We start from the raw sequence: 21,965 nt of genomic DNA on the forward strand, positions 1-21,965 counted from the left end.
AAGATTTCGTGCTGGCGATAGAGGGGAAGGTGGTCGTCGAATTTCGAGACCAGAACATGCGCCAGCAGGTTCGGATCCCGTTGCCCGGCAGGCGATTGCCTGCAATCGCCGAGAGGGGCCATGCTGCCCGGGATCGGGCGGCTGGGGGCCGGCTCCTGCACCATCCGCTCGCAGCGGCGGCAGGATTTCTTGATCCGGGCGATCTGCCCTCTCATCGATTGCAGGCAATCGACTGCCGGGTAACAGATCACCTTCATCTGAGCGGCGATCATATCGAGCAATTCACTGACATCCTCACCCACTACGCGCAGATCGCCGCCGCAGTCCGGGCAGCAGGCACCGGGATCAAGCTCACGGCGCTCGCGCGGCGTCGCATCCGAGACACGCGGCCGGCGACGCAAAGCGGGCGCAGAAGGTTCATTAATGGCGGGCTCGTCGTGCCCTTCGTCGATGGGCGCGTCATCCTTCTCGGCCACCGCATCCGCACCGCCCCATCCTTGGCGCTTGGCCAAGGGAAACGGCCACGCTCCGGCACTTTGTAATAAAGGCAAAATCCCTGACCATCCCAATACAGCAGCTTGATCCGGTCACCACGGCGCCCCCGGAATGCAAACACCGCCCCACGGGCGGGTTTTTGACGCAGCACATCTTGGGTCAGCGCCGCCAGCCCCGCGATCCCCTTTCGCATATCTGTCACACCACAGGCCAGATACACCCGAACACCAGTCCCAGGCCCGATCATGCGGCTTCCACCGCTCGGATCAGGGACGTCAGTGCGGCTGGGTCCATGGCGCTGTCAAAGTGCAAACCGCAGCCATCCCGCAAGCGTAACTCAACTACGCTCGATGGCGGCGTTTCGGCAGTTGAAGGCTGCATCACAGGAACTCTGGCCGCCACTGGAATCTCCAACGGAAAGAAGACCGCCCCGGCCGCAGGCGACTACAGGCCTTTCTTCTTCCGCTCATGCCGCCATTTGTAAATCTGCTGCCTGGTCACCTCATGACGCTGCGCCACCTGTGTCACCGTTGCTCCGCCAATCCCCACCGATGTGACGATCTCGAGCTTGTCCTCATCTCGCCAAAGCCGTCGCCGCTCCACTCCAAGAATTTCGCCACGCATCGCTGACCCCGCATAAGACACGTCGTTAACGACGTAGTTAAACACGTGTCTTAGATCATCGCCCCAGCGTCAGGCAGGCGGTGCCAATGGCGCGGTTACGAGAGACCAAAGCAGTCGAGAAGATCGTCGCGAACGTTTCCGCAGGGGGCATAGATGGAGCCGAATGAGCCAAGTTCCGACGATGGGGGAATACGTTACCCTTGGGAAATCAATCTGGCGCACGCATATTTTGGCTGATTTTTTTGTAATTTGGTTCAATCTGGCGGGGTATGCTACACTCTTCACTACTGAAGCAAAATGCATCGTTGAGCGATTCATGCTCACAAATGCGAAACCCGCCTTGTTCAACGCCCAGCAATGGGGAAATCGCAGTGGCCATTCGACCTATTGTTTTCATGAGCATGCTTGCCGTCGCACCGTTACCGGCAATTGGCCAGAACCTGGATGCTGGTGATATCGTTAATCTCGGCAATCAGATCCTGAGAGGTCTTCAGAAGCCACAGGCGGCCCCACCGCAACAGATACCGACCGCTCCGAAGGTTCCGGCCCAGACGCCACGGGTTTCAGCCTACGATGCGGGCCAGGTCTACGAAACCCAATCTCTGCTGACGCGACTCGGCTATGACCTAGGGCCGGTAGATGGCGTTATGGGGAGCCGGACATCAGATGCGATACGACAGTTCGAGACGGCTCAAGGAATTCTGCCAACCGGCCAGTCCAGCCCGGCACTCGTTTCCAGATTGCGAAGCGTCGCCGGATCCCCCACCACGGCGCATCTCGATGTTGCAACTCCGACGGCCGGTGGTCAGGCGATCACACCGAGCTTCGATTGCCGGCGAGCCTCCACCGACGCCGAGATGGCGATCTGCCGGACACCGGAGCTTGCGCAACTGGATCGCGCCCTCTCCGATGCCTATGCCGCCCAGAGAAATTCCGCTTCCACGATTCGCGCCCCTGCCCTTGCGGCCGAGCAAAGGGCATGGCTCACCCAAAGGGATCGCTGTGGCGGGGATGTCAACTGCCTGTCCAGGATGATGACCAACAGGATCGCGCAGTTCGGTGGCGGAACATCTTTGGCCGGGGGAACGCGTATAGCGCCCCAAGCGCCAAACCCGGAGATACCGGGAAGCCCAACTTCGGCTGGTGCCGTGCAACTGGCGTCCGACATTCCCGTGGCGGAGGGCCGTCCGGCCATATTCAACTACTACACCGGGCAGGAGAAGGATTTGTGGAAGCTCTTCGAATTGGTCGGCATGACCACGAGTGACCCGAGGTTTTCCGCTGGGAACCTGCCGCTCTGGGCCGGTGATCTTCTGGCCACCGAGGAAATGCGCGCCATCGCCACACAGGCCCAAAACGGTGTGCTTTCACCGCGCGTTACTACATTTCTTTCGACTCCTCGAACACCTTCTGGGATATCGATCTCGGAATTCGTCTCGACGAAGTTGTTGGAGAACGATTTTGAACGCCAGCGTTTCGATGCCTTGCTCCGGCAGCGCCTGGCGCAGGTTCTGCCGGGAATGCGGCCCCAAACCCCGGTCCCCGTCCGCTTCTATTGCCTACTGGAATTGAAGCCCAACCCGGAAACCCGATCACCACTTTACGATTTCAATACGCAATCCTTCGAGATAGCCAACTTCGCGAAATCCTGCGCGACCGGCAACGAGGCGATGGCCGGCCGCATTCCCCGGCCCGCGCTCGGAACGATCAATCACGGTCGTTTCCAGCCCACGATCGAAACGGGCGACTATCCCGCCAGGATCTTGCTCGCGCCGGACCGGGCCGAGGAATTCGTCAATGTGATGGCCCAGCACCGGATGGTCATCGGCTTCGATGCAGAACTTGACGCACATTCGGGGCGCACGAAGGCCAATGACAGCGCGCCGGAGGGCGAAGCGGTTTCCCTCTACACGATCCGCCGGACCGGTCCCTACAAGCTTTACTATGAAAGCCAGCCGGAGCGTGCGATCTATGAGTTCCCCTCCGAGCAGCTGAAGCCGAAGCCCCTAACAGAAGACGAAAGGCAAGCCAGCAAGCTCGCCGACATGGACCGGGTCTGGTATTTCGACAGCACGGCTGAACACCAGGTTTTGCTGGATCTGGCGCAGCCGGCAGGCAGCTATTCCCCAGACCTCTTCGCCGGCGAAGGCATCCTTACCTTCAGCACTAGTCCCGCAATCGAAAGCGGCGGATGGGAACGGGTCACTTCGCCAGATCCAAAGATCGGACTGAATGATGGCTTCGACACGAGATCATCACTTCGTATCGCGCAGTCGCTTGGCCGCCCTCAATCCTCGGTTTTTGCGGCCAGAATCAACCTCGCGGGACTTGGCGGCAGCCCGATCTCGCAAGTCTTCGTCGCGCTTCCCGATGTGCTTGAAAACTACAAGCGCCCGGTGCCGAACCTCAGCGGCAAGTTCCGCCTTGGGATAGATTTCCGCATGAAACAGGTCTGGCAATTGCCCGGGCAAGGGGGCAAGCCCGAGATTGTGATCTTTGCAATGCCGATATCGGGCGCCTATTACCAGCAGGATTTACCCTATGGCGAGACTGCCGCCCCGGTCTCCGAGTTCTGGTTCGACGAAAAGGGGCCGGTCGACTACAAGCGCTTCGCCCTTGCGCGTCCGCGTGATATCATCGCGGCCGTCGCACAAGCGACCGGTAGCGACCGGGTCGAACTTATCGGCTCGGTCTATCCCCCCACATCGCAGGATTCGTTCGCGCGACGTGACGAGATCGAGATGCTCGCCTCAACGGCGGAACCCGTTGACATCGGTGGCTTCTGGATGACAGGAAACGGCCGATATGCTGAGTATGACTTCGCAACGCAGACATTCGGCTTCGACTACCTGAATCTGGCCTATTCGGCGATGCTGTCGCGAAATGAGAGCGGAATCCGGCGCGAACAACTCTTCCGGCTGGCCAACGTGGGCGATAACGGTATCCGTTTCCCGATGTCGGAAGATGAGGCGCGACGCCTGCAGCAGGCAGTCGCTGGCACCGACGCGATTTTTCGCGTTCTGATCGTCGCCGACCCACCCAGCGGAGAGGGCGGCAGGGCCAGGTTGCCCATGGTGGCGCGTGTGGCTGAGATCGTCGTACTGCGGGCCGGCAGCGACCCTCAGGTGGAGGTCGCGGCCAATGTCCTTGCACGGATCGCCGTCGCACCTGCCGGCAACGCGGTCGCCGCGGATACGGCGGGTGGACAAGCTGCGGCGGCTCCGGCGGGTTACGATCTTCTCGGTGTCCGTATTCGTCAGGACTTTGGCGCGATCTTGCCGGATATCGAGGAATCCTTCCACCCGGAAATCGTTCTCTACGGACGTCGGGAGATCTGGAAAGACCAACAGAACTTGCCGAACATCATCACGCCGACGAGGTCGCTTGCTGAGTCGATAATCCTTGTCCGCAACGGCGGGGGCGACAGTCTGACGATCTTCCACGAGCCGCTTCTGCCCGACGATCCCGTCACCGGTATTGCCCGGACACTGAGCTTCGCGGAGGGTTCGCGACCCGCCCCTGAGGCAGTGAAAGCCCTGCTGGTGGAGAAATACGGGAGCTTCGCAACGCAACAGGATGGCGCCTTCGACTGGTATCGCGCGGCGCCGGAGGCTGACCCGGTGCCAGAAGGTGAACTGACCACTGGTGAGCTCATTCAGCTCGAGACAGAGAGGCAGATGGCGCAGACGAATGCATTCAAATGCAGTCAATTGCTGTCAAGCTCGGTATCGCAGCTCGACTTTGAGGCGCAGGCGCTCAATCGAAGCGGTTACCCAGGATTCAATAAGACCTATCCGGTTGTTGGCCAGGACGATACTCAAGTCCCACTCCCCAGCTCAAATCCCCTTTGGCCGATCAGCCACTTCGAAACCTCTCCTGCTGAGTGTGGCGAGGATTTTGTTCTGGCGGTGATAGAGCCGGACTCGAAGGGATTGATTTCATCGCTTCGCGTGCTGATAACGAACAGAGGCTATCTCGCGCAAATTGAGGCCAGGGCGAAGGAGGCGCTCATCAACAACAATGCAGTTTCCGATGAGGCGTTACCGGAGATCAAGTTGTAGGCTGGCGCGAGCGAAACTCGATGCGCCCTTCCAATGTGAAGCGGATCTCTGGGTGCGAGTTCAACCGCCGCAAGGGAAGCTTTTTCCGTCGAGATCTACCTGTGACCCAAATCCCGGAATGCGTCACCAGATATTGCCCGGGGCGTTTTGTTTTTCAGCGCCCGGCTGGCAGGAAAAAATCAAGAACAGAGCCCTCGCCCGGTCGTAGATCTGCCCAACTGTCGATCTGAAAATCGAGCACCAGCGTTGCCGTGGTAGGGTAGCGCACAAAATCAGGGTTTACCGGCACGCGGGCCGGCAGGGTTCGGGCAAATTCGGCAATGCCGGGGTTATGGCCGATCATCATTACTGATTGCGCTTTTCCGGTTTTTAATAGCGCGAGCATCTTGTCGGGTGACGCATTGTAAAGATCATCCAGAATGCGCACGGTCGGGCGCACCTCCAACACGGCGGCGGCGGTAGCGTCCCAGGTCTGGCGGGTGCGCAGGGCGGAAGAGCATAAAACCTCTTCGGGCTCATAACCGCGCGACGCCAACCAGTCCCCCAGTTCATGCGCTGCATGTACGCCGCGCGCGTTCAACGGGCGGTCGTGGTCAGCAACCAGCGGGTCGTCCCATGACGATTTTGCGTGACGTGTGAGGATCAGGCGGCGGTGTCCTTGCGGTGTCATGTGTGAAATTGCCTCATATGCCATGCAGATTGTTTGGGCAGCCTGCCATAGGCAAGGCTTGCCGGGCAAGCGCTGCGAACACTACACCCCAAAGAAAGACATTCTTTTCCCGCAGGCAAATCCAAATATTCATGGCAGGCGGGCACATTATAGCCGTGCGCGCCCAATGCGGCCGCGGGGCAAGCATGCAGGCAGGGTTTGGCGCACCCGACACAAGGACACTGGGATGGGGCAGAAAGCAAGGGAATATGATCCGCAAAGGCCAAAGCACCCCGGTAAGAGGCGAACAGGCCCATTTCATCATGCACCAGCAGCGCCACCGGAGAGGCCCAAGCACGGCCAGACCTTAGTGCCCAATCGTAGAATGGCGCATAGGGCGGACCGCCAAAGGGAAAGTGCGCCGTGGCACCAAAATCCTTAGCCAATTGCCCGACAACACGCTGCGACCAGCGATCCAACGGATTGTCCAAGCCGTCGGAAAATTCAGCGCTTGCGGTAACATACGCCCAGAAACCCGGCTCGGCGGGAGAGAGCAAGACCAGCGTGCCTACCCCCGGCAGCCCATCTTTGGGGCCGGGGTGAAATGCGCCAGAGATGAAAAGCCTCTGGCCCGCAGCAGCGTTTTCAAGCGGCGCAATCATCATACGCCGCGCGGCGTAACCCGCGGCGCGGTCGACCGTATCAAACTACCCGCGCCGTGATCGGTAAACAGCTCCAAAAGGCAGGCGTTGCGCACCCGGCCATCTAAAATGACCACGGCCCGCACGCCATCTGCCAACGCCTTAAGGGCGGTTTCGGTCTTGGGGATCATGCCACCTGCGATCACGCCTTCGGCGGTCAGGTCACGCACTTCTTCTGGGGTCAACTGAGTCATCACATCGCCAGAGGCGTTTTTTACGCCCGACACATCAGTCAGCAGCAACAACCGGTCAGCCTTGAGCGCACCCGCAATGGCGCCGGCTGCGGTATCGCCGTTGACGTTGAATGTTTCGTTGTCGGCCATACCGGTGGCAACAGGGGCTACCACGGGGATGATTCCGGCGCCGTAAAGATCTCGCAGGACCTGCACGTTCATTTCCACCGGGCGACCGACAAAGCCCAATTCGGGGTCGTCCGCCTCGCAGACCATAAGGTCATCATCCTTGCCCGAGATCCCAACCGCACGGCCGCCCTGATCGTTGATCGCCTGCACGATACGCTTGTTCACCAGCCCTGAAAGGACCATTTCCACCACTTCGACGGTGGCCTTGTCAGTCACCCGCTTGCCGCGCACCCAGTCTGATTTGATTCCCAGTTTGGCCAGCAGATCATTGATCATCGGCCCACCACCATGCACGACGACAGGGTTCATGCCCACCTGCCGCATCAAGACGATGTCGCGCGCAAATTCGGCCATCGCCTCGTCGTCGCCCATCGCATTGCCGCCGAATTTCACCACAACGACGGCACCGGTGTAACGCTGCATATAGGGTAGCGCCTCGGATAGGGTACGGGCGGTGGCGATCCAATCACGGTTCATGGTCTGCTTTCTCATTTTGGCCCCCAGGACAGGATTGAAGTGTTAAGGTGTTAGCGCGGGCCTGCCAAGGGTTTCGGCCCCTGTTGCGCGTGCCGAGAAAAAGACTAGGGTTCACGGCGCGATAGGGGGCTGAAAATGACACATGATGACCGCAAGGTGATGGTTCTGACCGGGGCAAGCCGTGGAATTGGCCACGCCACAGTGCAACGATTCGCACATGAGGGGTGGCGGATCATTACCTGTTCACGCGAACCTTTCCCCCAAAAATGCCCTTGGGGTGGTGGCCAAGAGGACCATATCCAACTGGACCTGTCCGACCCGTCAAAAACGATTGCAGCGATTGAAACGATCCGCGCCAAGCTGCCCGGCCGCCTGAACGCACTGGTCAATAACGCAGGTATTTCGCCCAAGGGCCCCGGTGGCAGCCGTTTGAATACACTGGACACAGACTTGCGTGCCTGGGGGCAGGTATTTCATGTCAATTTCTTTGCCTCTATCGTGCTGGCGCGTGGGCTGCGGGCAGAGCTTTCTGCGGCCCGTGGCTCGGTCGTCAATGTCACGTCGATTGCGGGAAGCCGGGTGCATCCGTTCGCGGGCGCGGCCTATTCGACGTCAAAGGCGGCGCTCAAGGCACTGACGCGTGAAATGGCGCATGATTTTGGCCCGATGGGGGTGCGCGTCAACGCCATCGCGCCGGGCGAGATTGAAACCTCAATCCTGTCGCCGGGCACCGAAAAAATCGTTGAGAACTTGCCGCTGCGCCGCCTTGGTCAGCCCAGCGAGGTAGCGGATGTGATTTGGTTTTTATGCTCAGATCAATCGAGCTACGTCACCGGCACCGAAATCGAGGTGAATGCCGGGCAGCATGTCTGAATTCCCTGAGGTCGGGGGCCTTGAATGCGCCCCACCGGCCTAGCTAAGCGTGGCGATGATGGCGCGAAGCGTTTCGATCCCTTCGCCCTTTTCGGAAGAGGTCACGATAATCTCAGGGTAGGCCGCCGGGTGTTTCGCCAGCGCTCCGCGAACTTGCGCCAGTATCTTTTCACGTTCCGAGGCGCTGACCTTGTCAGCCTTGGTCATGACCACCTGAAAGGTGACCGCCGACCTGTCCAACAGGGTCAGAATCTCGTCGTCGACCGCCTTGATGCCATGGCGCGTATCAATCAACACGAAGGCCCGGCGCAGGGTTGAGCGGCCCGAAAGATAGGACTTGAGCAACCGCTGCCATTTGGCGACCACGGCAACGGGTGCTTCGGCATAGCCATAACCGGGCAAATCGACAAGATAGCGATCAGCGGCGGTGAAATAGTTGATCTCTTGCGTCCGACCTGGGGTGTTTGAGGCGCGAGCAAGGTTTTTACGGTTAGTCAACGCGTTGATCAGGCTAGATTTTCCAACATTGGAACGGCCAGCAAAGCAAACCTCCAACCGGTCTGCGGGGGGCAGGCCGTCCATTGCCACAACGCCTTTGACAAAATCCACGGCGCCCGCGAACATCAACCGCCCTTTTTCGCGGGCGTCAAATTCCGGCTCAGGGGCAAGTAGGAATTCCATCTGCATCATAGCACCTCAATTATATCACCCGTTGCAGTGTTACCGCGTTCCATCCCTTCGGCATATGTCCGAAGCAATGTGGCCGCTGACCGAAGGTTGCGTCTTGGCCCGCCGGCGCTCAAAACCCAACGCGCGCCCGCAAATTTGGGGCGCGCGTTTTCATTATGGCCGCACCGCAATCGCGGCCTGCGCGCGACAGGTCACTTTTTCGGTGTTTCAGCCGATTTCTTGCGTCTGAACCCATCACGAATGTTGCCGAAAATGTCGGGCCGTTTGTGGTGCATCGACATGATCGTGTACTGCTGGAGGAACGTGATGGTGTTGTTGGCGATCCAGTAGAGCACCAGACCCGAGGCAAACCGACCCAGCATGAACATGAATACCCACGGCATCCAGGTGAAGATCATCGCCTGCGTCGGGTCGGTCGGTTGCGGATTCAGCTTTTGCTGCAGCCACATCGAAATACCCAACAAGATAGGCAGGACGCCCAGCGACAGAATGAACAGCAGCGAGTCTGGCTCTGGTCTGGCATATGGAAGCAGGCCAAAGAGGTTGAGGATTGATGAAGGGTCAGGCGCTGAAAGGTCCTTGATCCAGCCAAACCACGGGGCGTGGCGCAGTTCGATTGTAACGAAGATCACCTTGTAAAGCGAAAAGAAGATCGGAACCTGAAGCAGAACCGGCAGGCAACCCGCAGCGGGGTTGACCTTTTCGCGCTTGTAGAGCGCCATCATTTCCTGCTGCATTTTGGCTTTGTCGTCACCAACGCGCGCCTTTAGCGCCTCCATCTCGGGTTGAAGCTCTTTCATCTTCGCCATCGAGATGTAAGACTTTCGGGCCAATGGGAAAACAAGCGCCTTGATCGTTATGGTCAGCGCGATAATCGCCCATCCCATATTGCCAATCAGCCCATGCAGCGTGTGCAGCAGCCAGAACATGGGTTTGGTAATAAAGAAAAACCAACCCCAGTCGATCGAATCGACAAAACCCTTGATACCGGCGCTGGTCTCGTATTTCTTGATGGTTTCCCATTCCTTGGCGCCCGCAAACAGCCGCGTCGCCACGTCAGCACTTTGACCCGCTGCAACTTCCATCACCGGAAGCCGCGCCTCGGTCTGATAAATGTCAGCCGTCGGGGCGTATTTTATCACCGAGGTGAATGGTTGCCCGGATTCTGGTGCAAGGGTGGTCATCCAGTATTTATCGGTAAAACCAACCCAGCCATCCTGGGTAACATCGACAACATCCGCCAGGCCCTCGCGCTCCAACGGCGCCAGATCGACGATATTCTTGTATTTGGTTTCTTGCAATTTGCCATCCGACATCCGCACAGCGCCTTCGTGCAGAACGTAATAGTTCTGCGTGTCAGGTTTGCCTTGCCGTGCAACGATCCCATAAGGAGCGAGCCGAACGGCAGCATCGGTGGTGTTGTCAACCGACTGTTCGATGGTGAACAGGTAATTTTGGTCAACCGAGATTGTTCGGTGAAAAACGAGCCCGGCACCATTGTCCCATTTCAGGGAAATCGGCGTCTTCGGGGTCAACGTCGTGCCACTTTCAACTTGCCAAAGTGTTTTCGGTCCCGGAACCGCCGCTGGATCCAGGTCCCCGGCGGGTAGCCACCCGTAAACGGCGTAGTAGGGCTTTTCCGCCGACAGATCGGTACCACCGGCTGGCGCCAAAAGGCGCACCAAGCCGGATTTTGGATCTAGCGTTTGATGATAGTCCTTCAGTGACAAATCATCGATCCGCCCACCCAGCAGGGAAATCGACCCAACAAGACGCGGGGTTTCGATCGTCATGCGTGGTGCGGCAGCAACCTCAGCACCAGTGCTGTCAGGTTGGGCCGGCGACAGGGGCTCTGCCGTTGTGGGCTGCACGGTGCTGGCGGGCTGACTGATCGTAACAGGAGCCTCATCGATGGGCGCAACCTCTGGCGGGGAGAAAAGCGTATACCAGACCAAGATCACCAGAAAGGAGAGCACGGTCGCGAGAATGAGATTCTTGTTTTGATCTTCCATCTGGAAAGTCCACCAACCTGTTCCGGGGATGGGGTGGTTCAACAGAAGGGGCAAGGAAAGGTCAAGCAGTTTTACCCCCGGCAGCAACAGGTATCGACTGTTTTGGACGTATTGATGGGTTACAGGGCGATCAAAGCCTGTCCGTCGCGCCGCGAACTGACGGGCATGCGGCGCCCTAGATATCTAAAGGGGGCCCCGGTTTGACCTGACCTTTCCCACGAAACGTATCACCGCTTGCGTTCACGCCCCATACGCGGGGTCGCATCAAGTTTTTTATTGTGTCTTTGCAGCCAACTGATGGTCTCATCATAAGGCATGGGGCGGGCGATTGCAGGGCCCAAGACATGGTCACACCCCAATTGCGCCAGTATGGCGTGCTCTCCTATAGTGGCGACCTCCTCTGCTATGGTGTCGACACCTATGCCCGCGGCCATTGACAAAATAGCGGCGACCAACCGTTGCTGCTCGGGGTCAGTATCCACTCGTGTCACAAAACTGCGATCAAGGCGAACCTGTTTTGCGGCTGTCCGGCGGATGGATGTCATGGAGATAGGTCCTTCACCAAATCCGGCCAGTTCGATGTGGACCCCCATTTGCGCGCAGGTAGACAAATTGAGGGCCACAATGTCGTGATCCAATTGCCCGGCAATCTTCTGGGTTATCACCAGTCGTAACCGATCTGCTGGCACATCAAACCGGTCCAGTTGCCAACGCAGCCATTCTGGTAATTTCGGGTTCAACAATTGTTCGGTCGTGACATGAATGGAGACAGCGCCGATTGCCACCCCGGCACTGTCCCAGCCGCGAATCGCGCTAAAGGTATTGTATAGCATCACCTCCATCAGCCGCTGTGCGATACCGGCAGCCTCTATTACAGGGCTGATGTCAGGCTCGTGCAGCAGGCCGCGTTCGGGATGCAGCCAGCAGGGCACCACCTGAAAACCCGACACCTTGCCAGTATCTGTCGACAGCTGCGGCTGAAAATGGGCCACTATGGTACCATCTTCCAACGCCGCAGCGACCTCGGATGACAGTGTGCTGTGCGCTTGGGTCGCCTTTTGTAGCTCTGTCGAATAGGCGCGGATTGCACTGGGCGGATTGTGCGCGGCATCGTCTGCGGCGGTGATTGCAGCATGCAGCATTGCTTCGCCGGTGCGTTCGGGGGTGCGGCTGATCAGGCAAAACCCAATATGGGTAGTGACATGGATTGTGCGCATATCGACGGAAAGCGGTGCTTCGGTGGCAGATTGGAGGCGTGCGGCAAGCTGAATCATGCTTTCCAGATCAGGTCGCACTGTAGGCTTCAGCACGATTGCAAACCGTGCACCATCAAGCCGGGTTATGACATCGGCATCACGCAAGGCACCGCGAATCCGGTCAGCGGTACGGCGCAGGATTTCATCAGTATCGGCAATTCTGTCTGGCTGATCTATTCCCAGAACCAGAGCTGCCGTGCCGCGGCCCGTGTCCGGGGTTTCTGCCAGCGCGCGGTGCAATGCCGCGACGGCATGGCTGCGCAACGGCAGGCCAGTTGCACCATCGCGGCCGGGTTCTTCTACATTATTCATCCTGTGTATGGGACGGGTCATCCAGCCGACGGCCAAAGCCAGGGCAACAATCAACAGCATCGCCTCTGGGCCAAACCAAAAAAGTGCCAACCCGATTGCGGGCGCAAACACCAGAATTTCTGGCCTGACTGCCCCTGTAAAATGCCTGTCCCGGCCTGATTGCTGCGCCATTTGGATACCCTCTTTGAAGGCGAAAACCGCCGTCAGTAAGTAAAGTAGGCTGCAATTCTGTGTGAGCGGTTAATCCCGATCGCGCAACTTGGGGGGTATTTTGTTCAAATCCGCCGGATTATCTGAAACAGCGCGCATCAGCCCGGCAAAATCGAACAGGCTCGGGTCCGGCAAATGTGAGGGGCGGGCGTTCATCAGCGCGCGGAACATGATCTGACGTCGGCCGGGGCTGCGCGCTTCCCACCCGTCAAGAATTGCCTTTACCTGCTGGCGTTGTAACCCGTCCTGACTGCCGCACAGATCGCACGGAATGATCGGATAGTTCATCGCGCGGGCAAATTTTTCACAGTCGGCCTCGGCCACAAATGCCAGAGGGCGGTAGAGGAACAGGTCGCCATCCTCATTCAGCAATTTAGGCGGCATTGTCGCCAGACGCCCGCCGTGAAACAGATTCATGAAAAAGGTTTCAAGAATATCGTCACGATGATGCCCCAGAACCACCGCCGAGCACCCCTCTTCGCGCGCGATCCGGTAGAGGTTGCCGCGGCGCAAGCGTGAACACAGGCTGCAAAAGGTACGGCCCTGCGGGATCTTGTCGACGACGATGGAATAGGTGTCCTTGTATTCGATGCGGTTGGCAACGCCTGTCCGGGCCAGAAACTCCGGCAGGACAGTGGCGGGAAACCCCGGCTGGCCCTGATCAAGGTTGCAGGCCAGCAGATCCACCGGCAACAGCCCGCGCCACTGTAATTCGTGCAAGATCGCCAGCAGGGTATAGCTGTCTTTTCCGCCCGAAAGGCAGACCAGCCAGCGGGCGCCGCGTTCGATCATGCCATAGGTTTCGATGGCGTCGCGGACCTGGCGCACGATGCGTTTGCGCAGCTTTTTGAACTCGGTCGAGGTGGGGGCGCCCTGAAACAGCGGGTGAATGTCGTCGGCGTCATCCAGCATCGTCTTGTCCTTTCACGGGGGGCACCGGGTCGTAGCCATGCCCGCCCCAAGGATGGCAACGACAGATTCGATGCGCGGCAAGATAGCCGCCCTTTATCCCGCCATGCTTTTCCAGCGCCTCAAGCGCATAGGCGCTACAGGTGGGCTGATAGCGGCAGCCATTTCCGACCCAGGGGCTAAGCACAAGGCGATAGCCACGAACGGGCAGCGCGAGAATATGGGCAAGCGGGGTCATTTGCGGGCTGTATGTTGCTGTTTTTGGTGGGGCGAGGCGCTGTGGACCTGCCCCAGGGCGCGGGTCAGGTCCACCAGCATCTGGGCAAAGTCACGCGTTGCGGTGGTCTCGGCACGGCCGACCAGAACGTAGTCCCAGCCCGGGCGTGCGGCCTGCGGCAGCACCTGTTGCGCCAAGGCGCGCAAGCGGCGTTTGGCACGGTTGCGGGCAACCGCGTTGCCAACCTTTTTGGAACAGGTAAAGCCGATGCGCACCAGATCCGGGCGCGCAGGCTCACCCTCGCGCCGGGGACGGGCTTGCAGCAAAAAACCCGGCGTGCCTTGGCGCCGGGCCTGCGCTGCGCGCAAAAAATCAGCGCGTTTGGCAATAACCTCAACCCTGAGGGTTGGGGTCGGGCAAACGGAAACCGCCGGTGCGCTGCCCGGTTCTTGACCCATGGGGCCAGTCGCGGGAGCCTCCGGCGGTGTCATGCCGTTTGCCTACTGGCTTACGCCGAAAGCTTCGAGCGGCCCTTTGCGCGGCGGGCGTTCAACACACGACGACCACCTTTGGTGGCCATACGCGCGCGGAACCCGTGACGGCGGGCGCGAACGAGGTTCGACGGCTGGAACGTGCGTTTCATCGCTTCTTCTCCGGTATCAGGCACCCGCAAACCTACGGATTCGAGCGCCGCTGTCATTCGAAGCCCGGTCTTTAGTCGGGCTTGGGCGGCAAGTCAATTCACTGCAGGTATTTTTTCGCCCTGTCTATCTGCCCCTTGCCCCCATCTCGGCACGATACCGGATAAACGTCCAAACATGGATAATACAGGGACGAATCATCATCCGGGTTTTTCTCAAGATGATTTCGAATCTTTCGATGCCCAGCTATTTTTCCGCTGAAGGGTTTGGTAAACCTGAATAACGTGGCAGCCACGGGGGCCCGCCCGGTCCCCGGCAGACGCGATGGGTGGGGCATGTTGCTGAACACACTTTCAGGCCGGTTTTTTCTGCTGACAAGCCTGTTTGTCATGCTGGCGGAAGTGCTGATCCTGTTGCCGTCGGTGGCAAACTACCGCGAAGATTATCTACTGACGCGGCTTGAGCGCGCGCAGATCGCCTCGCTTGCCCTGTTGACTACCGATGATCTGATTTCCCCGGATCTGGAGGCAGAGCTGCTGTCAACAGCCGGGGTGTTCAACGTTGTCTTGCGCCGCGACGAGGTTCGCCAGTTGGTGCTGTCATCCCCGATCCCGCAGAAGGTTTTTGCGTCTTTTGATTTGCGCGAAAGCACTTGGCTCAGCCGTATCCGCGATGCGCTGCAACAACTGGCTGATTCGGAAAACCGGGTGATCCGGATTATTGGCGACCCGGTTCAAAAGGGTGGCCTGGTGATTGAGGTCACCATGGAAACCCAACCGATGCGCACCGCGATGATCGAGTATGGGCTAAGGTTGCTGACGCTGTCGGCGGTTATTTCGGTACTGACGGCGCTATTGCTGTTTTTGGCGGTGCGTCGCCTGATGGTCGTGCCGATCAAACGCGTCGTGGCACATATGGTTGCCTACGCCGAAGCCCCCGAAGATGCGCGCCGGATCATCGCGCCCACCGCGCGTGTCCAGGAATTGCGCGTAGCAGAGGATGCGTTGGCGCGGATGCAGACGCAGTTGACGGCGGCATTGCGGCAAAAGGAACGGTTGGCACAGCTAGGGCAGGCGGTCGCCAAGATCAGCCATGATCTGCGCAATATTCTTACGACTGCGCAGCTTTTTGCAGACCGGATGGAGGCCAGCCATGACCCGGCCGTGAAACGCGCAGCGCCCAAGCTGGTCAACTCTATCTCGCGCGCGGTCAACCTGTGTGAGACCACGCTGACATTCGGGCGCGCCGAAGAGCCGCCGCCAAGTCTTTCACGCTTCATGCTGGCCGGTCTGGTGACAGAAATTGTTGAAAGTGAATCGCTGGCAGCTGATGCCGTGCAGGTCGATTTTGTAACCGATATTGCCCCTAACCTGGTGATCCGGGCGGATCGCGAGCAACTGTATAGGGTGCTTTCCAACCTGGTGCGTAACGCCCGGCAGGCAATCGCGGCCACCGGCAAGCCCGGCACCGTTGAAATTGGCGGTGGCGAGGAAGAGGCCGGTTGGTGGGTTCGCGTGGGCGACACCGGGCCCGGCCTGCCCGGGCGTGCCCGTGATCATCTGTTCCAACCCTTTCAGGGCGGCACCCGCAAGGGCGGCACCGGCCTTGGCCTAGCTATCGCAGCCGAGTTGGTCCGCGGCCATGGCGGGCGGCTGGATCTGGTGCGCACGGATAGTGATGGCACGGAATTCATGCTGCACCTACCGCGGGAACTGGCCCTGGAGGCTGCCGACCGCGCCTCTTAGCCACCCTGCAACCAGTGCATAATGAATTTGCGGTCATTGCTTGAAAAAGCGGCAACACAGTTGGACTTCATTGGCAAAGAAGTTGCTTTTTGCCCTTGCAAACCCAAAGACACACGACTAAATCCCACCCTCATAAGGACCCGTAGCTCAGCTGGATAGAGCATCAGACTACGAATCTGAGGGTCGGGCGTTCGAATCGCTCCGGGTCCGCCATTATCAATCTGTTGAATGCCACACATGTCGATGACGCAAAAAGCGTCAAGAGATGATCTAACCACGAGTCTCTCATTCGTCGCAATCAAGGTCCAGCATAGCTGACCCGATGACGGGATCGTGCGGATCAAAACGTTCCTACCTTGCGGTTTTAATCCGGATTGAACGGGTTTTGAGGATAACCCACCCCGCATAAATACAATCCCTGCGGCGGGCATACCGGTCCGCACGCGGCACGGTTACGCGCCGCCAGCGCCGCTTTCACATCCTCGGGCTGCCATGCCCCGGCGCCCACCCGCTCTAGCGTGCCGACGATCGAGCGCACCTGATTGTGCAAAAAACTTCGTGCGCGCAGGTGAAAGCGTATCTCTTGCCCATGCGGAATCTCCAGCACCTCAATCGACAGCGCATCCAGCGTTTTGACCGGCGACGCCGCCTGACACATGGTTGAACGGAAGGTGGTGAAATCATGATGCCCGATCAGATATTCCGCCGCAGCCCGCATCGCCGCAGGGTCCAGCGGGTTTCGGACCTGCCAGACCCGACCCCGGTCATGCACCACTGGCGCGCGCCGCGTCACCAGCCGGAAAAGATAGCGCCGCTCGGTCGCCGAAAACCGCGCGTGGAAATCATCGGTCACGCGCGCCACAGCCAAAACCGCCACCGGCGCGGGCTTCAGGTGCCAATTCAGCGCTTCTGACAGGCGAAACGGGTCCCAGTCCCTGGTCAGATCAATTGTCGCCACCTGCCCGGTCGCATGAACCCCCGCATCGGTGCGCCCGGCGGCCGCAATCGTATGCGGCCCCGGCTCCAACCGCGCCAAGGCCGCCTCGACAGCACCTTGCACCGATGGTTGGCCGGCCTGCCGCTGCCATCCGGCAAAGGGGCTGCCATCATACTCGATTTTCAATGCATATCTGGCCATGCCCCGCCTTAGCCCGCACGGTTTCGGCTGACAATCCCCCCGCGCCCTGGCCAAAACCCCTACGGCAGAAATGCGCATAGGCAGGCAGCCCCGTTTCCCCCTACCAACCCGCGCCCCGCCCCCCTATCTTGAGCCAAACGCATAGGGGTAAATTTTGGGTATCGGGGATATTGCAGACGGGTTGACGCGCGGCGTGGAAAGCCTTGGGGCTTCGGTATCGGGGGCGCTGTTTGAGCCGGTGATCCGGCTGGGCGTCACCGGCCTGTCGCGCGCAGGCAAGACGGTTTTCATCACCTCGCTGGTGGCCAATCTGATGGATCGCGGCCGGATGCCCGGGCTGCACGCTGCCGCCGATGGGCGCATTCAAGCGGCCTATCTGCAACCGCAGCCCGACGATACCCTGCCCCGCTTTGACTTTGAGGCCCACCTTGCGGCGCTGACCGGACCCACCCCGCATTGGCCCGAAGGCACCCGCGCCATCTCCGAGCTGCGGTTGTCGTTTCGGATTCAGCCACGCGGCATGCTGGGTGCGCTCCGAGGCCCGCGAACGGTACATCTGGATATCGTCGATTACCCCGGCGAATGGCTTTTGGACCTTGGCCTGATGGGCAAATCCTACGCCGACTGGTCCGCAGGGGTGCTGGCCCGCTTGCCGGGTCGCCCCGGGGCCGAAGGCTACATTGGCGCGCTGCCCGACCCCGCGCAGCGTCTGGACGAACCCACCGCACAAGATCTGGCCGCACGTTTCACCGCCCATCTTCAGGATGCCCGTGCAGCAGGCTGGTCTGACTGTTCGCCCGGCCGGTTTTTATTGCCGGGGGAATTGGCCGGCTCGCCCGTGCTGACCTTTGCGCCGCTGCCGTCACCGCCGCAAACCCCGCGCGGCAGCCTTTGGCGTGAAATGGAGCGGCGCTATGAGGCCTATAAATCAAAGGTCGTGCGACCCTTTTTTCGGGACCATTTTGCGCGGATCGACCGCCAGGTCGTGCTGATGGATGTGCTGGGCGCAATCCACGCAGGCCCCGCCGCACTAGAGGATCTGCGGCGCGCCATGGCCGAAATCCTGGTCGCCTTCCGCCCCGGTCGTAGTGGCTGGCTGGCCAGTCTGCTGGGGGCGCACCGGGTCGAAAAAATCCTGTTCGCCGCAACCAAGGCCGATCATCTTCACCACACCCAACACGCCCGCCTGACAATGATCACACAGGCCATGTTGCGCGAGGCCAGCGACCACGCCAACTTTGCCGGGGCAAAAACGGCGGCTCTGTCGCTGGCCGCCCTGCGTACCACAACCGAAGAAACCATCCCCCACGAAGGCACCACCCTTGACGCGGTGCGCGGCACGCTGGCCGATGGCCGCCGCGCCGCCTTTTATCCCGGCGAATTACCCAATGACCCCGCGCAGCTTTTGTCCCCTGCGCGCAGCGGCGCCGCGCGCTGGCTGGATGCAGATTATGCGATCATGTCCTTTGCTCCGGCCCCGGTACACTTGCGCCCCGGCGAAGGCCCCCCACATATCCGATTGGATCGCGCGGCAGAATTCCTGATTGGTGACAGGTTGTAAAACGAATGAGCATACCCCCCAGAAAACCCGTCCTGATCGAGATGGACAGCCCTGCCCCCACCCCGGCCGAGGCCCCCCCCGTACCCGACCACCTCCCCCCCCCGCCGCTACCCGAAGGTCGCGCGATGCAAATCGCCACCCGTCTTGCAGCGCGCCCGGCATCGCGGTTGACGCGGTTTTTCTGGCAGGCGACATTGGCGCTGACGGGGTTTTTGGCCTCGGTGGCGGCATGGAACTATGTGAACGGGTTGATCGCGGCGCACCCGGTTCTGGGGTGGGTTGCAGCGGGGCTGTTTGGTGCCTTCATTCTGGCGGCAGCGTTGCTTGCGTTGCGCGAATTGGCGGCGTGGGCGCGGTTGCGGCGGCTTGATCGGGTTCACAAATCGGTAACTGAGGCGCTTGCCTCTGACGATCTGGCACAGGCGCGCCGCGTCGTCGAACAGCTTACCGCGCTTTACGTCGGGCGAGCGGAAATGGATTGGGCCCGCGCCCGGCTGGGAGAGCGCAAAGCAGATATGTTTGACGCCGAGGCGCTGATGGGGTTGGCCGAAGCCGAACTGATGGCCCCGCTTGACGCGGCAGCCCGGCTTGAGGTGGAGGCCGCAGCGCGCAACGTCGCGACGGTAACCGCATTGGTGCCGCTGGCACTGGCCGATGTGTTCGCGGCGCTTGCGGCGAATTTGCGGATGATCCGCCGCGTGGCCGAGATATACGGCGGCCGGGGCGGCGCCTTTGGTAGCCTGCGCCTCGCGCGGACGGTGGTGACCCATCTGGTGGCCACGGGTGCTGTCGCGGCAGGCGATGACCTGATCGAAACCATGGCCGGCGGCGGGCTTTTATCAAAGGTCTCAAGGCGCTTTGGCGAAGGTGTGGTCAATGGCGCATTGACCGCCCGCGTTGGCGTTGCGGCAATGGAGGTGTGCAGACCGATGCCATTCACGCGCCTGAAAAAGCCGCGCGTCACGAACCTGGTCAGCCGTGCATTGAAGGGGCTGTTCGGGCGCGACTAGATATTGCCGTCCGGGCACCGTAACCTGAGCCGTATTTCACCTGTATCGCCGGGCAAGGCCGGGCCGCGAACGGGGGCAACAACGATACAACCGGTAGTCTCTTCGGCCGCACGCTGCATCAGCATCAAAAGCGAGCCGCGATGTTCGCGTTTGACGTACCCCATACGAATGATCTCCGCCTGATCTCCCTTGTGATAAACCACAAACTGATGGCCCTCCAAGGTGATATCATGGCGCACCGCACCAAAGAATTGCGGCGCCGGAGAGGCGCAGGCAGAAAGGAAAAGAAAGAAACATATGATACGCATGCTGTGAAAGTTATTTTCAAAATATTAATAAGGTTTAAAGATCTTGCCTTCCCCCGCCGGACTTGTGAAAAAAATGCCCTGCACCATATCAACACGGTCCATGAGACGCGGAAAACACACGCGACGCAGCCCAGGCTTTCTTCCTTTTCGCGAAAAACCAACCTGTTTTGGCCTGGGAACTTAGATCTTCATGATATCTTGCAAGAGATCTGCGAGGTTCGTACTACCGCCAAAACCCGGACAAAAGCCCATGTTCCGTTGGCAGCAAAAGGAATGGAGTAGGGGATGGACCTCTTTGGCCAGTCAGGCGCGACCGAAAACACCCAAGCAGCGACAAAGGCACGGCCATTGGCAGACGTGCTACGGCCTCAGACCATTGATGACGTCATCGGACAGGAAACGCTTCTTGCTGAAAATGGGCCTCTGGGCTCCATGTTGGCGGCTGGTCGTATCACCTCTTTGATCCTCTGGGGGCCGCCCGGCGTTGGAAAAACGACGATCGCCCGGCTTTTGGCAAAGACAACTGATCTGCACTTTGAGCAGATCAGCGCGATCTTCAGCGGGGTTTCTGATCTCAAGAAAGTCTTTCAGGCGGCGCGTGATCGGGCCACGGCCGGGCGCGGTACATTTCTGTTTATCGACGAAATCCATAGGTTTAACAAAGCGCAGCTTGATTCCCTACTGCCCGTCATGGAAGACGGAACCGTTACCGTCTGCGGTGCTACAACGGAAAACCCCTCATTCAACGTAAACCGCGCCGTTCTTAGCCGCTGTCAGGTAATGGTATTGGAACGGCTTGACGAAGGCGCGCTTGCAGGCTTGCTGGCGCGCGCTGAGGTAGCGACCGGCACGCCCCTGCCGCTGACAGACGATGCCAGATCGCTTTTATGTGCCATGGCGGACGGTGACGGACGTGCCCTGCTGAACATGGTAGAGAACGTGATCGCCTGGCCGCCGGAAAAGACCTATGGCGCAAAGGATCTTGCCAGTCGGCTTACCCGCCGGGCGGCACAGCATGATCGCGCATCAGATAGTCACTATGCGCTCGCAAGTGCGATCCAAAAGTCGATCCGGGGTTCTGATCCAGAGGCGGCAATTTACTGGGTCAACCGGGCGCTTGAGGGTGGAGAGGACCCGCGCTTCATCCTGCGGCGCCTGACCATGATCGCATGGGAAGACGTAGGGCTGGCTGATCCCGAGGCATCGCGCGTGTGTCTGAGTGCCTGGGATACTTACGAAAGGCTGGGTAGCCCCGAAGGCGATCTGGCCCTGTCACAGGTGGCAATCTACCTGGCGCTGGCCCCGAAATCCAATGCCGGATACGCGGCCTATAAAGCCGCCCGCATTGAGGCAAAGGAATCCGGGTCGGCACCACCGCCGATGCATATCCTGAACGCGCCTACCAAGATGATGCAGGAACTCGGATTCAATCGGGGTTATCAATATGATCACGATCTCCCGGACGGATTTTCAGGGCAAAACTTCTTTCCCGACGGCATGAAAAGATCGAGCCATTACCAGCCGGTAGAGCGCGGATTTGAGCGAGAGCTTGCAAAGCGGGTGCGCTACTTTGACAAGCTTCGAAAGGACCTGAACACCAGATCCGACTGAGCCATCGGGGGATTGTCGGCGGGGCGAATACGGGTCCGAGGGTTGCCACAGAGGTAGTTCGGTCTGTTTGACCAGGTTCGGGGCGTTTCGTAAGTGGATTTCC

The 21,965-nt window shown here is 59.7% G+C and carries 20 protein-coding genes, 1 tRNA gene and 2 pseudogenes; 9 read left to right on the top strand and 14 right to left on the bottom strand.

The window, feature by feature from the left end:
• The 3 genes and pseudogenes from ACM62R_RS08200 to ACM62R_RS08210 form a co-directional block, all read right to left on the bottom strand.
• Positions 1 to 464: pseudogene (locus tag ACM62R_RS08200) on the bottom strand (IS66 family transposase zinc-finger binding domain-containing protein); the annotation flags it as partial.
• A 68-nt stretch (positions 465 to 532) separates the two neighbouring features.
• Positions 533 to 742 (bottom strand): annotated as a pseudogene (tnpB, locus tag ACM62R_RS08205) (IS66 family insertion sequence element accessory protein TnpB); the annotation flags it as partial.
• Between the two features lie 197 nt (positions 743 to 939).
• Entirely contained in the window at positions 940 to 1,119 is a 180-nt protein-coding gene (locus ACM62R_RS08210; protein ID WP_415183571.1) for a transposase, read from the bottom strand.
• A 163-nt stretch (positions 1,120 to 1,282) separates the two neighbouring features.
• On the opposite strand from ACM62R_RS08210, the gene ACM62R_RS08215 reads away from it, so the two are divergent.
• Together ACM62R_RS08215 and ACM62R_RS08220 are read left to right on the top strand one after the other, a co-directional pair.
• Positions 1,283 to 1,573 carry a hypothetical protein gene (locus tag ACM62R_RS08215; RefSeq protein ID WP_415183572.1) on the top strand — a complete coding sequence of 97 codons (291 nt, stop codon included), beginning with the start codon at positions 1,283 to 1,285 and terminating at the stop codon, positions 1,571 to 1,573.
• On the top strand, positions 1,515 to 5,180 hold the full coding sequence (locus tag ACM62R_RS08220; RefSeq protein WP_415183573.1) for a peptidoglycan-binding protein: 3,666 nt from the start codon (positions 1,515 to 1,517) through the stop codon (positions 5,178 to 5,180). The genes ACM62R_RS08215 and ACM62R_RS08220 overlap by 59 nt, the downstream gene beginning before the upstream one ends.
• Positions 5,181 to 5,334: 154 nt before the next feature.
• On the opposite strand, the gene ACM62R_RS08225 is transcribed toward ACM62R_RS08220, so the two are convergent.
• From ACM62R_RS08225 to argB, 3 genes are read right to left on the bottom strand one after another with little or no spacing between them, the layout of a single operon-like run.
• Positions 5,335 to 5,850, bottom strand: coding sequence for a SixA phosphatase family protein (locus ACM62R_RS08225; RefSeq protein WP_415183574.1), 516 nt, complete (start codon positions 5,848 to 5,850; stop codon positions 5,335 to 5,337).
• Positions 5,847 to 6,491, bottom strand: coding sequence for a ferredoxin (locus ACM62R_RS08230; RefSeq protein WP_415183588.1), 645 nt, complete (start codon positions 6,489 to 6,491; stop codon positions 5,847 to 5,849). The genes ACM62R_RS08225 and ACM62R_RS08230 overlap by 4 nt, the downstream gene beginning before the upstream one ends.
• The gene (gene argB / locus ACM62R_RS08235; RefSeq protein WP_415183589.1) at positions 6,491 to 7,369 is read right to left on the bottom strand and encodes an acetylglutamate kinase; all 879 of its coding nucleotides are present in this window, start codon (positions 7,367 to 7,369) and stop codon (positions 6,491 to 6,493) included. The genes ACM62R_RS08230 and argB overlap by 1 nt, the downstream gene beginning before the upstream one ends.
• A gap of 135 nt (positions 7,370 to 7,504) precedes the next feature.
• Here argB and ACM62R_RS08240 point away from each other — a divergent pair, with 135 nt between their 5' ends.
• Complete coding sequence (locus ACM62R_RS08240; RefSeq protein WP_415183575.1) at positions 7,505 to 8,242, top strand: SDR family NAD(P)-dependent oxidoreductase; 738 nt, start codon at positions 7,505 to 7,507, stop codon at positions 8,240 to 8,242.
• 39 nt (positions 8,243 to 8,281) lie between these two features.
• Here the strand turns inward: ACM62R_RS08240 and yihA are convergent, their stop codons facing one another.
• The 7 genes from yihA to rpmH all read right to left on the bottom strand — a co-directional run bounded on the left by yihA (position 8,282) and on the right by rpmH (position 14,491).
• Positions 8,282 to 8,929, bottom strand: coding sequence for a ribosome biogenesis GTP-binding protein YihA/YsxC (yihA, locus tag ACM62R_RS08245; RefSeq protein WP_415183576.1), 648 nt, complete (start codon positions 8,927 to 8,929; stop codon positions 8,282 to 8,284).
• Between the two features lie 194 nt (positions 8,930 to 9,123).
• Entirely contained in the window at positions 9,124 to 10,944 is a 1,821-nt protein-coding gene (gene yidC / locus ACM62R_RS08250; RefSeq protein ID WP_415183577.1) for a membrane protein insertase YidC, read from the bottom strand.
• A 227-nt stretch (positions 10,945 to 11,171) separates the two neighbouring features.
• Positions 11,172 to 12,512 (bottom strand): EAL domain-containing protein, encoded by a 1,341-nt coding sequence (locus ACM62R_RS08255; protein WP_415183578.1) that lies wholly within the window; start codon positions 12,510 to 12,512, stop codon positions 11,172 to 11,174.
• A gap of 240 nt (positions 12,513 to 12,752) precedes the next feature.
• Positions 12,753 to 13,634, bottom strand: a complete 882-nt coding sequence (ttcA, locus tag ACM62R_RS08260; protein ID WP_415183579.1) for a tRNA 2-thiocytidine(32) synthetase TtcA — start codon at positions 13,632 to 13,634, stop codon at positions 12,753 to 12,755.
• The gene (yidD, locus tag ACM62R_RS08265; protein ID WP_415183580.1) at positions 13,624 to 13,869 is read right to left on the bottom strand and encodes a membrane protein insertion efficiency factor YidD; all 246 of its coding nucleotides are present in this window, start codon (positions 13,867 to 13,869) and stop codon (positions 13,624 to 13,626) included. Before yidD ends, ttcA begins: the two co-directional genes overlap by 11 nt.
• Complete coding sequence (gene rnpA, locus ACM62R_RS08270; RefSeq protein ID WP_415183581.1) at positions 13,866 to 14,339, bottom strand: ribonuclease P protein component; 474 nt, start codon at positions 14,337 to 14,339, stop codon at positions 13,866 to 13,868. Before rnpA ends, yidD begins: the two co-directional genes overlap by 4 nt.
• A gap of 17 nt (positions 14,340 to 14,356) precedes the next feature.
• Complete coding sequence (gene rpmH, locus ACM62R_RS08275; RefSeq protein ID WP_415183590.1) at positions 14,357 to 14,491, bottom strand: 50S ribosomal protein L34; 135 nt, start codon at positions 14,489 to 14,491, stop codon at positions 14,357 to 14,359.
• A 333-nt stretch (positions 14,492 to 14,824) separates the two neighbouring features.
• On the opposite strand from rpmH, the gene ACM62R_RS08280 reads away from it, so the two are divergent.
• Together ACM62R_RS08280 and ACM62R_RS08285 are read left to right on the top strand one after the other, a co-directional pair.
• The gene (locus ACM62R_RS08280) at positions 14,825 to 16,234 is read left to right on the top strand and encodes a sensor histidine kinase (RefSeq protein ID WP_415183582.1); all 1,410 of its coding nucleotides are present in this window, start codon (positions 14,825 to 14,827) and stop codon (positions 16,232 to 16,234) included.
• A gap of 136 nt (positions 16,235 to 16,370) precedes the next feature.
• Positions 16,371 to 16,447: transfer RNA gene (locus ACM62R_RS08285), tRNA-Arg, on the top strand.
• A gap of 151 nt (positions 16,448 to 16,598) precedes the next feature.
• On the opposite strand, the gene truA is transcribed toward ACM62R_RS08285, so the two are convergent.
• Positions 16,599 to 17,372: a tRNA pseudouridine(38-40) synthase TruA gene (gene truA / locus ACM62R_RS08290; protein WP_415183583.1), complete on the bottom strand. Its 774-nt coding sequence runs from the start codon at positions 17,370 to 17,372 to the stop codon at positions 16,599 to 16,601.
• A 154-nt stretch (positions 17,373 to 17,526) separates the two neighbouring features.
• Between truA and ACM62R_RS08295 the strand changes: the two genes are divergently transcribed.
• The 4 genes from ACM62R_RS08295 (at position 17,527) to ACM62R_RS08310 (ending at position 21,862) form a co-directional block, all read left to right on the top strand.
• Positions 17,527 to 18,933 (top strand): YcjX family protein, encoded by a 1,407-nt coding sequence (locus ACM62R_RS08295; RefSeq protein WP_415183584.1) that lies wholly within the window; start codon positions 17,527 to 17,529, stop codon positions 18,931 to 18,933.
• A gap of 5 nt (positions 18,934 to 18,938) precedes the next feature.
• The gene (locus ACM62R_RS08300; protein ID WP_415183585.1) at positions 18,939 to 19,943 is read left to right on the top strand and encodes a YcjF family protein; all 1,005 of its coding nucleotides are present in this window, start codon (positions 18,939 to 18,941) and stop codon (positions 19,941 to 19,943) included.
• Positions 19,944 to 20,083: 140 nt separating this feature from the next.
• Positions 20,084 to 20,533 (top strand): hypothetical protein, encoded by a 450-nt coding sequence (locus ACM62R_RS08305; RefSeq protein WP_415183586.1) that lies wholly within the window; start codon positions 20,084 to 20,086, stop codon positions 20,531 to 20,533.
• A gap of 3 nt (positions 20,534 to 20,536) precedes the next feature.
• Positions 20,537 to 21,862, top strand: a complete 1,326-nt coding sequence (locus tag ACM62R_RS08310) for a replication-associated recombination protein A (RefSeq protein WP_415183587.1) — start codon at positions 20,537 to 20,539, stop codon at positions 21,860 to 21,862.
• Positions 21,863 to 21,965: the final 103 nt, after the last annotated feature.

Origin of the sequence: Phaeovulum sp. (genome assembly GCF_047638075.1) — a bacterium.
GTDB lineage: Bacteria > Pseudomonadota > Alphaproteobacteria > Rhodobacterales > Rhodobacteraceae > UBA6197.

Excerpts from the sequence above, each read along its gene's own strand:
- rpmH (WP_415183590.1), bottom strand. The coding sequence starts at position 14,491 with ATGAAACGCACGTTCCAGCCGTCGAACCTCGTTCGCGCCCGCCGTCAC.
- ACM62R_RS08255 (WP_415183578.1), bottom strand. The coding sequence starts at position 12,512 with ATGAATAATGTAGAAGAACCCGGCCGCGATGGTGCAACTGGCCTGCCG.
- ACM62R_RS08310 (WP_415183587.1), top strand. The coding sequence starts at position 20,537 with ATGGACCTCTTTGGCCAGTCAGGCGCGACCGAAAACACCCAAGCAGCG.
- yidC (WP_415183577.1), bottom strand. The coding sequence starts at position 10,944 with ATGGAAGATCAAAACAAGAATCTCATTCTCGCGACCGTGCTCTCCTTT.
- ACM62R_RS08300 (WP_415183585.1), top strand. The coding sequence starts at position 18,939 with ATGAGCATACCCCCCAGAAAACCCGTCCTGATCGAGATGGACAGCCCT.
- argB (WP_415183589.1), bottom strand. The coding sequence starts at position 7,369 with ATGAACCGTGATTGGATCGCCACCGCCCGTACCCTATCCGAGGCGCTA.
- ACM62R_RS08210 (WP_415183571.1), bottom strand. The coding sequence starts at position 1,119 with ATGCGTGGCGAAATTCTTGGAGTGGAGCGGCGACGGCTTTGGCGAGAT.
- truA (WP_415183583.1), bottom strand. The coding sequence starts at position 17,372 with ATGGCCAGATATGCATTGAAAATCGAGTATGATGGCAGCCCCTTTGCC.
- yidD (WP_415183580.1), bottom strand. The coding sequence starts at position 13,869 with ATGACCCCGCTTGCCCATATTCTCGCGCTGCCCGTTCGTGGCTATCGC.
- ACM62R_RS08240 (WP_415183575.1), top strand. The coding sequence starts at position 7,505 with ATGACACATGATGACCGCAAGGTGATGGTTCTGACCGGGGCAAGCCGT.
- yihA (WP_415183576.1), bottom strand. The coding sequence starts at position 8,929 with ATGCAGATGGAATTCCTACTTGCCCCTGAGCCGGAATTTGACGCCCGC.
- ttcA (WP_415183579.1), bottom strand. The coding sequence starts at position 13,634 with ATGCTGGATGACGCCGACGACATTCACCCGCTGTTTCAGGGCGCCCCC.
- ACM62R_RS08305 (WP_415183586.1), top strand. The coding sequence starts at position 20,084 with ATGTTCGCGTTTGACGTACCCCATACGAATGATCTCCGCCTGATCTCC.
- ACM62R_RS08220 (WP_415183573.1), top strand. The coding sequence starts at position 1,515 with ATGAGCATGCTTGCCGTCGCACCGTTACCGGCAATTGGCCAGAACCTG.
- ACM62R_RS08215 (WP_415183572.1), top strand. The coding sequence starts at position 1,283 with ATGAGCCAAGTTCCGACGATGGGGGAATACGTTACCCTTGGGAAATCA.
- rnpA (WP_415183581.1), bottom strand. The coding sequence starts at position 14,339 with ATGACACCGCCGGAGGCTCCCGCGACTGGCCCCATGGGTCAAGAACCG.
- ACM62R_RS08225 (WP_415183574.1), bottom strand. The coding sequence starts at position 5,850 with ATGACACCGCAAGGACACCGCCGCCTGATCCTCACACGTCACGCAAAA.
- ACM62R_RS08230 (WP_415183588.1), bottom strand. The coding sequence starts at position 6,491 with ATGATTGCGCCGCTTGAAAACGCTGCTGCGGGCCAGAGGCTTTTCATC.
- ACM62R_RS08280 (WP_415183582.1), top strand. The coding sequence starts at position 14,825 with ATGTTGCTGAACACACTTTCAGGCCGGTTTTTTCTGCTGACAAGCCTG.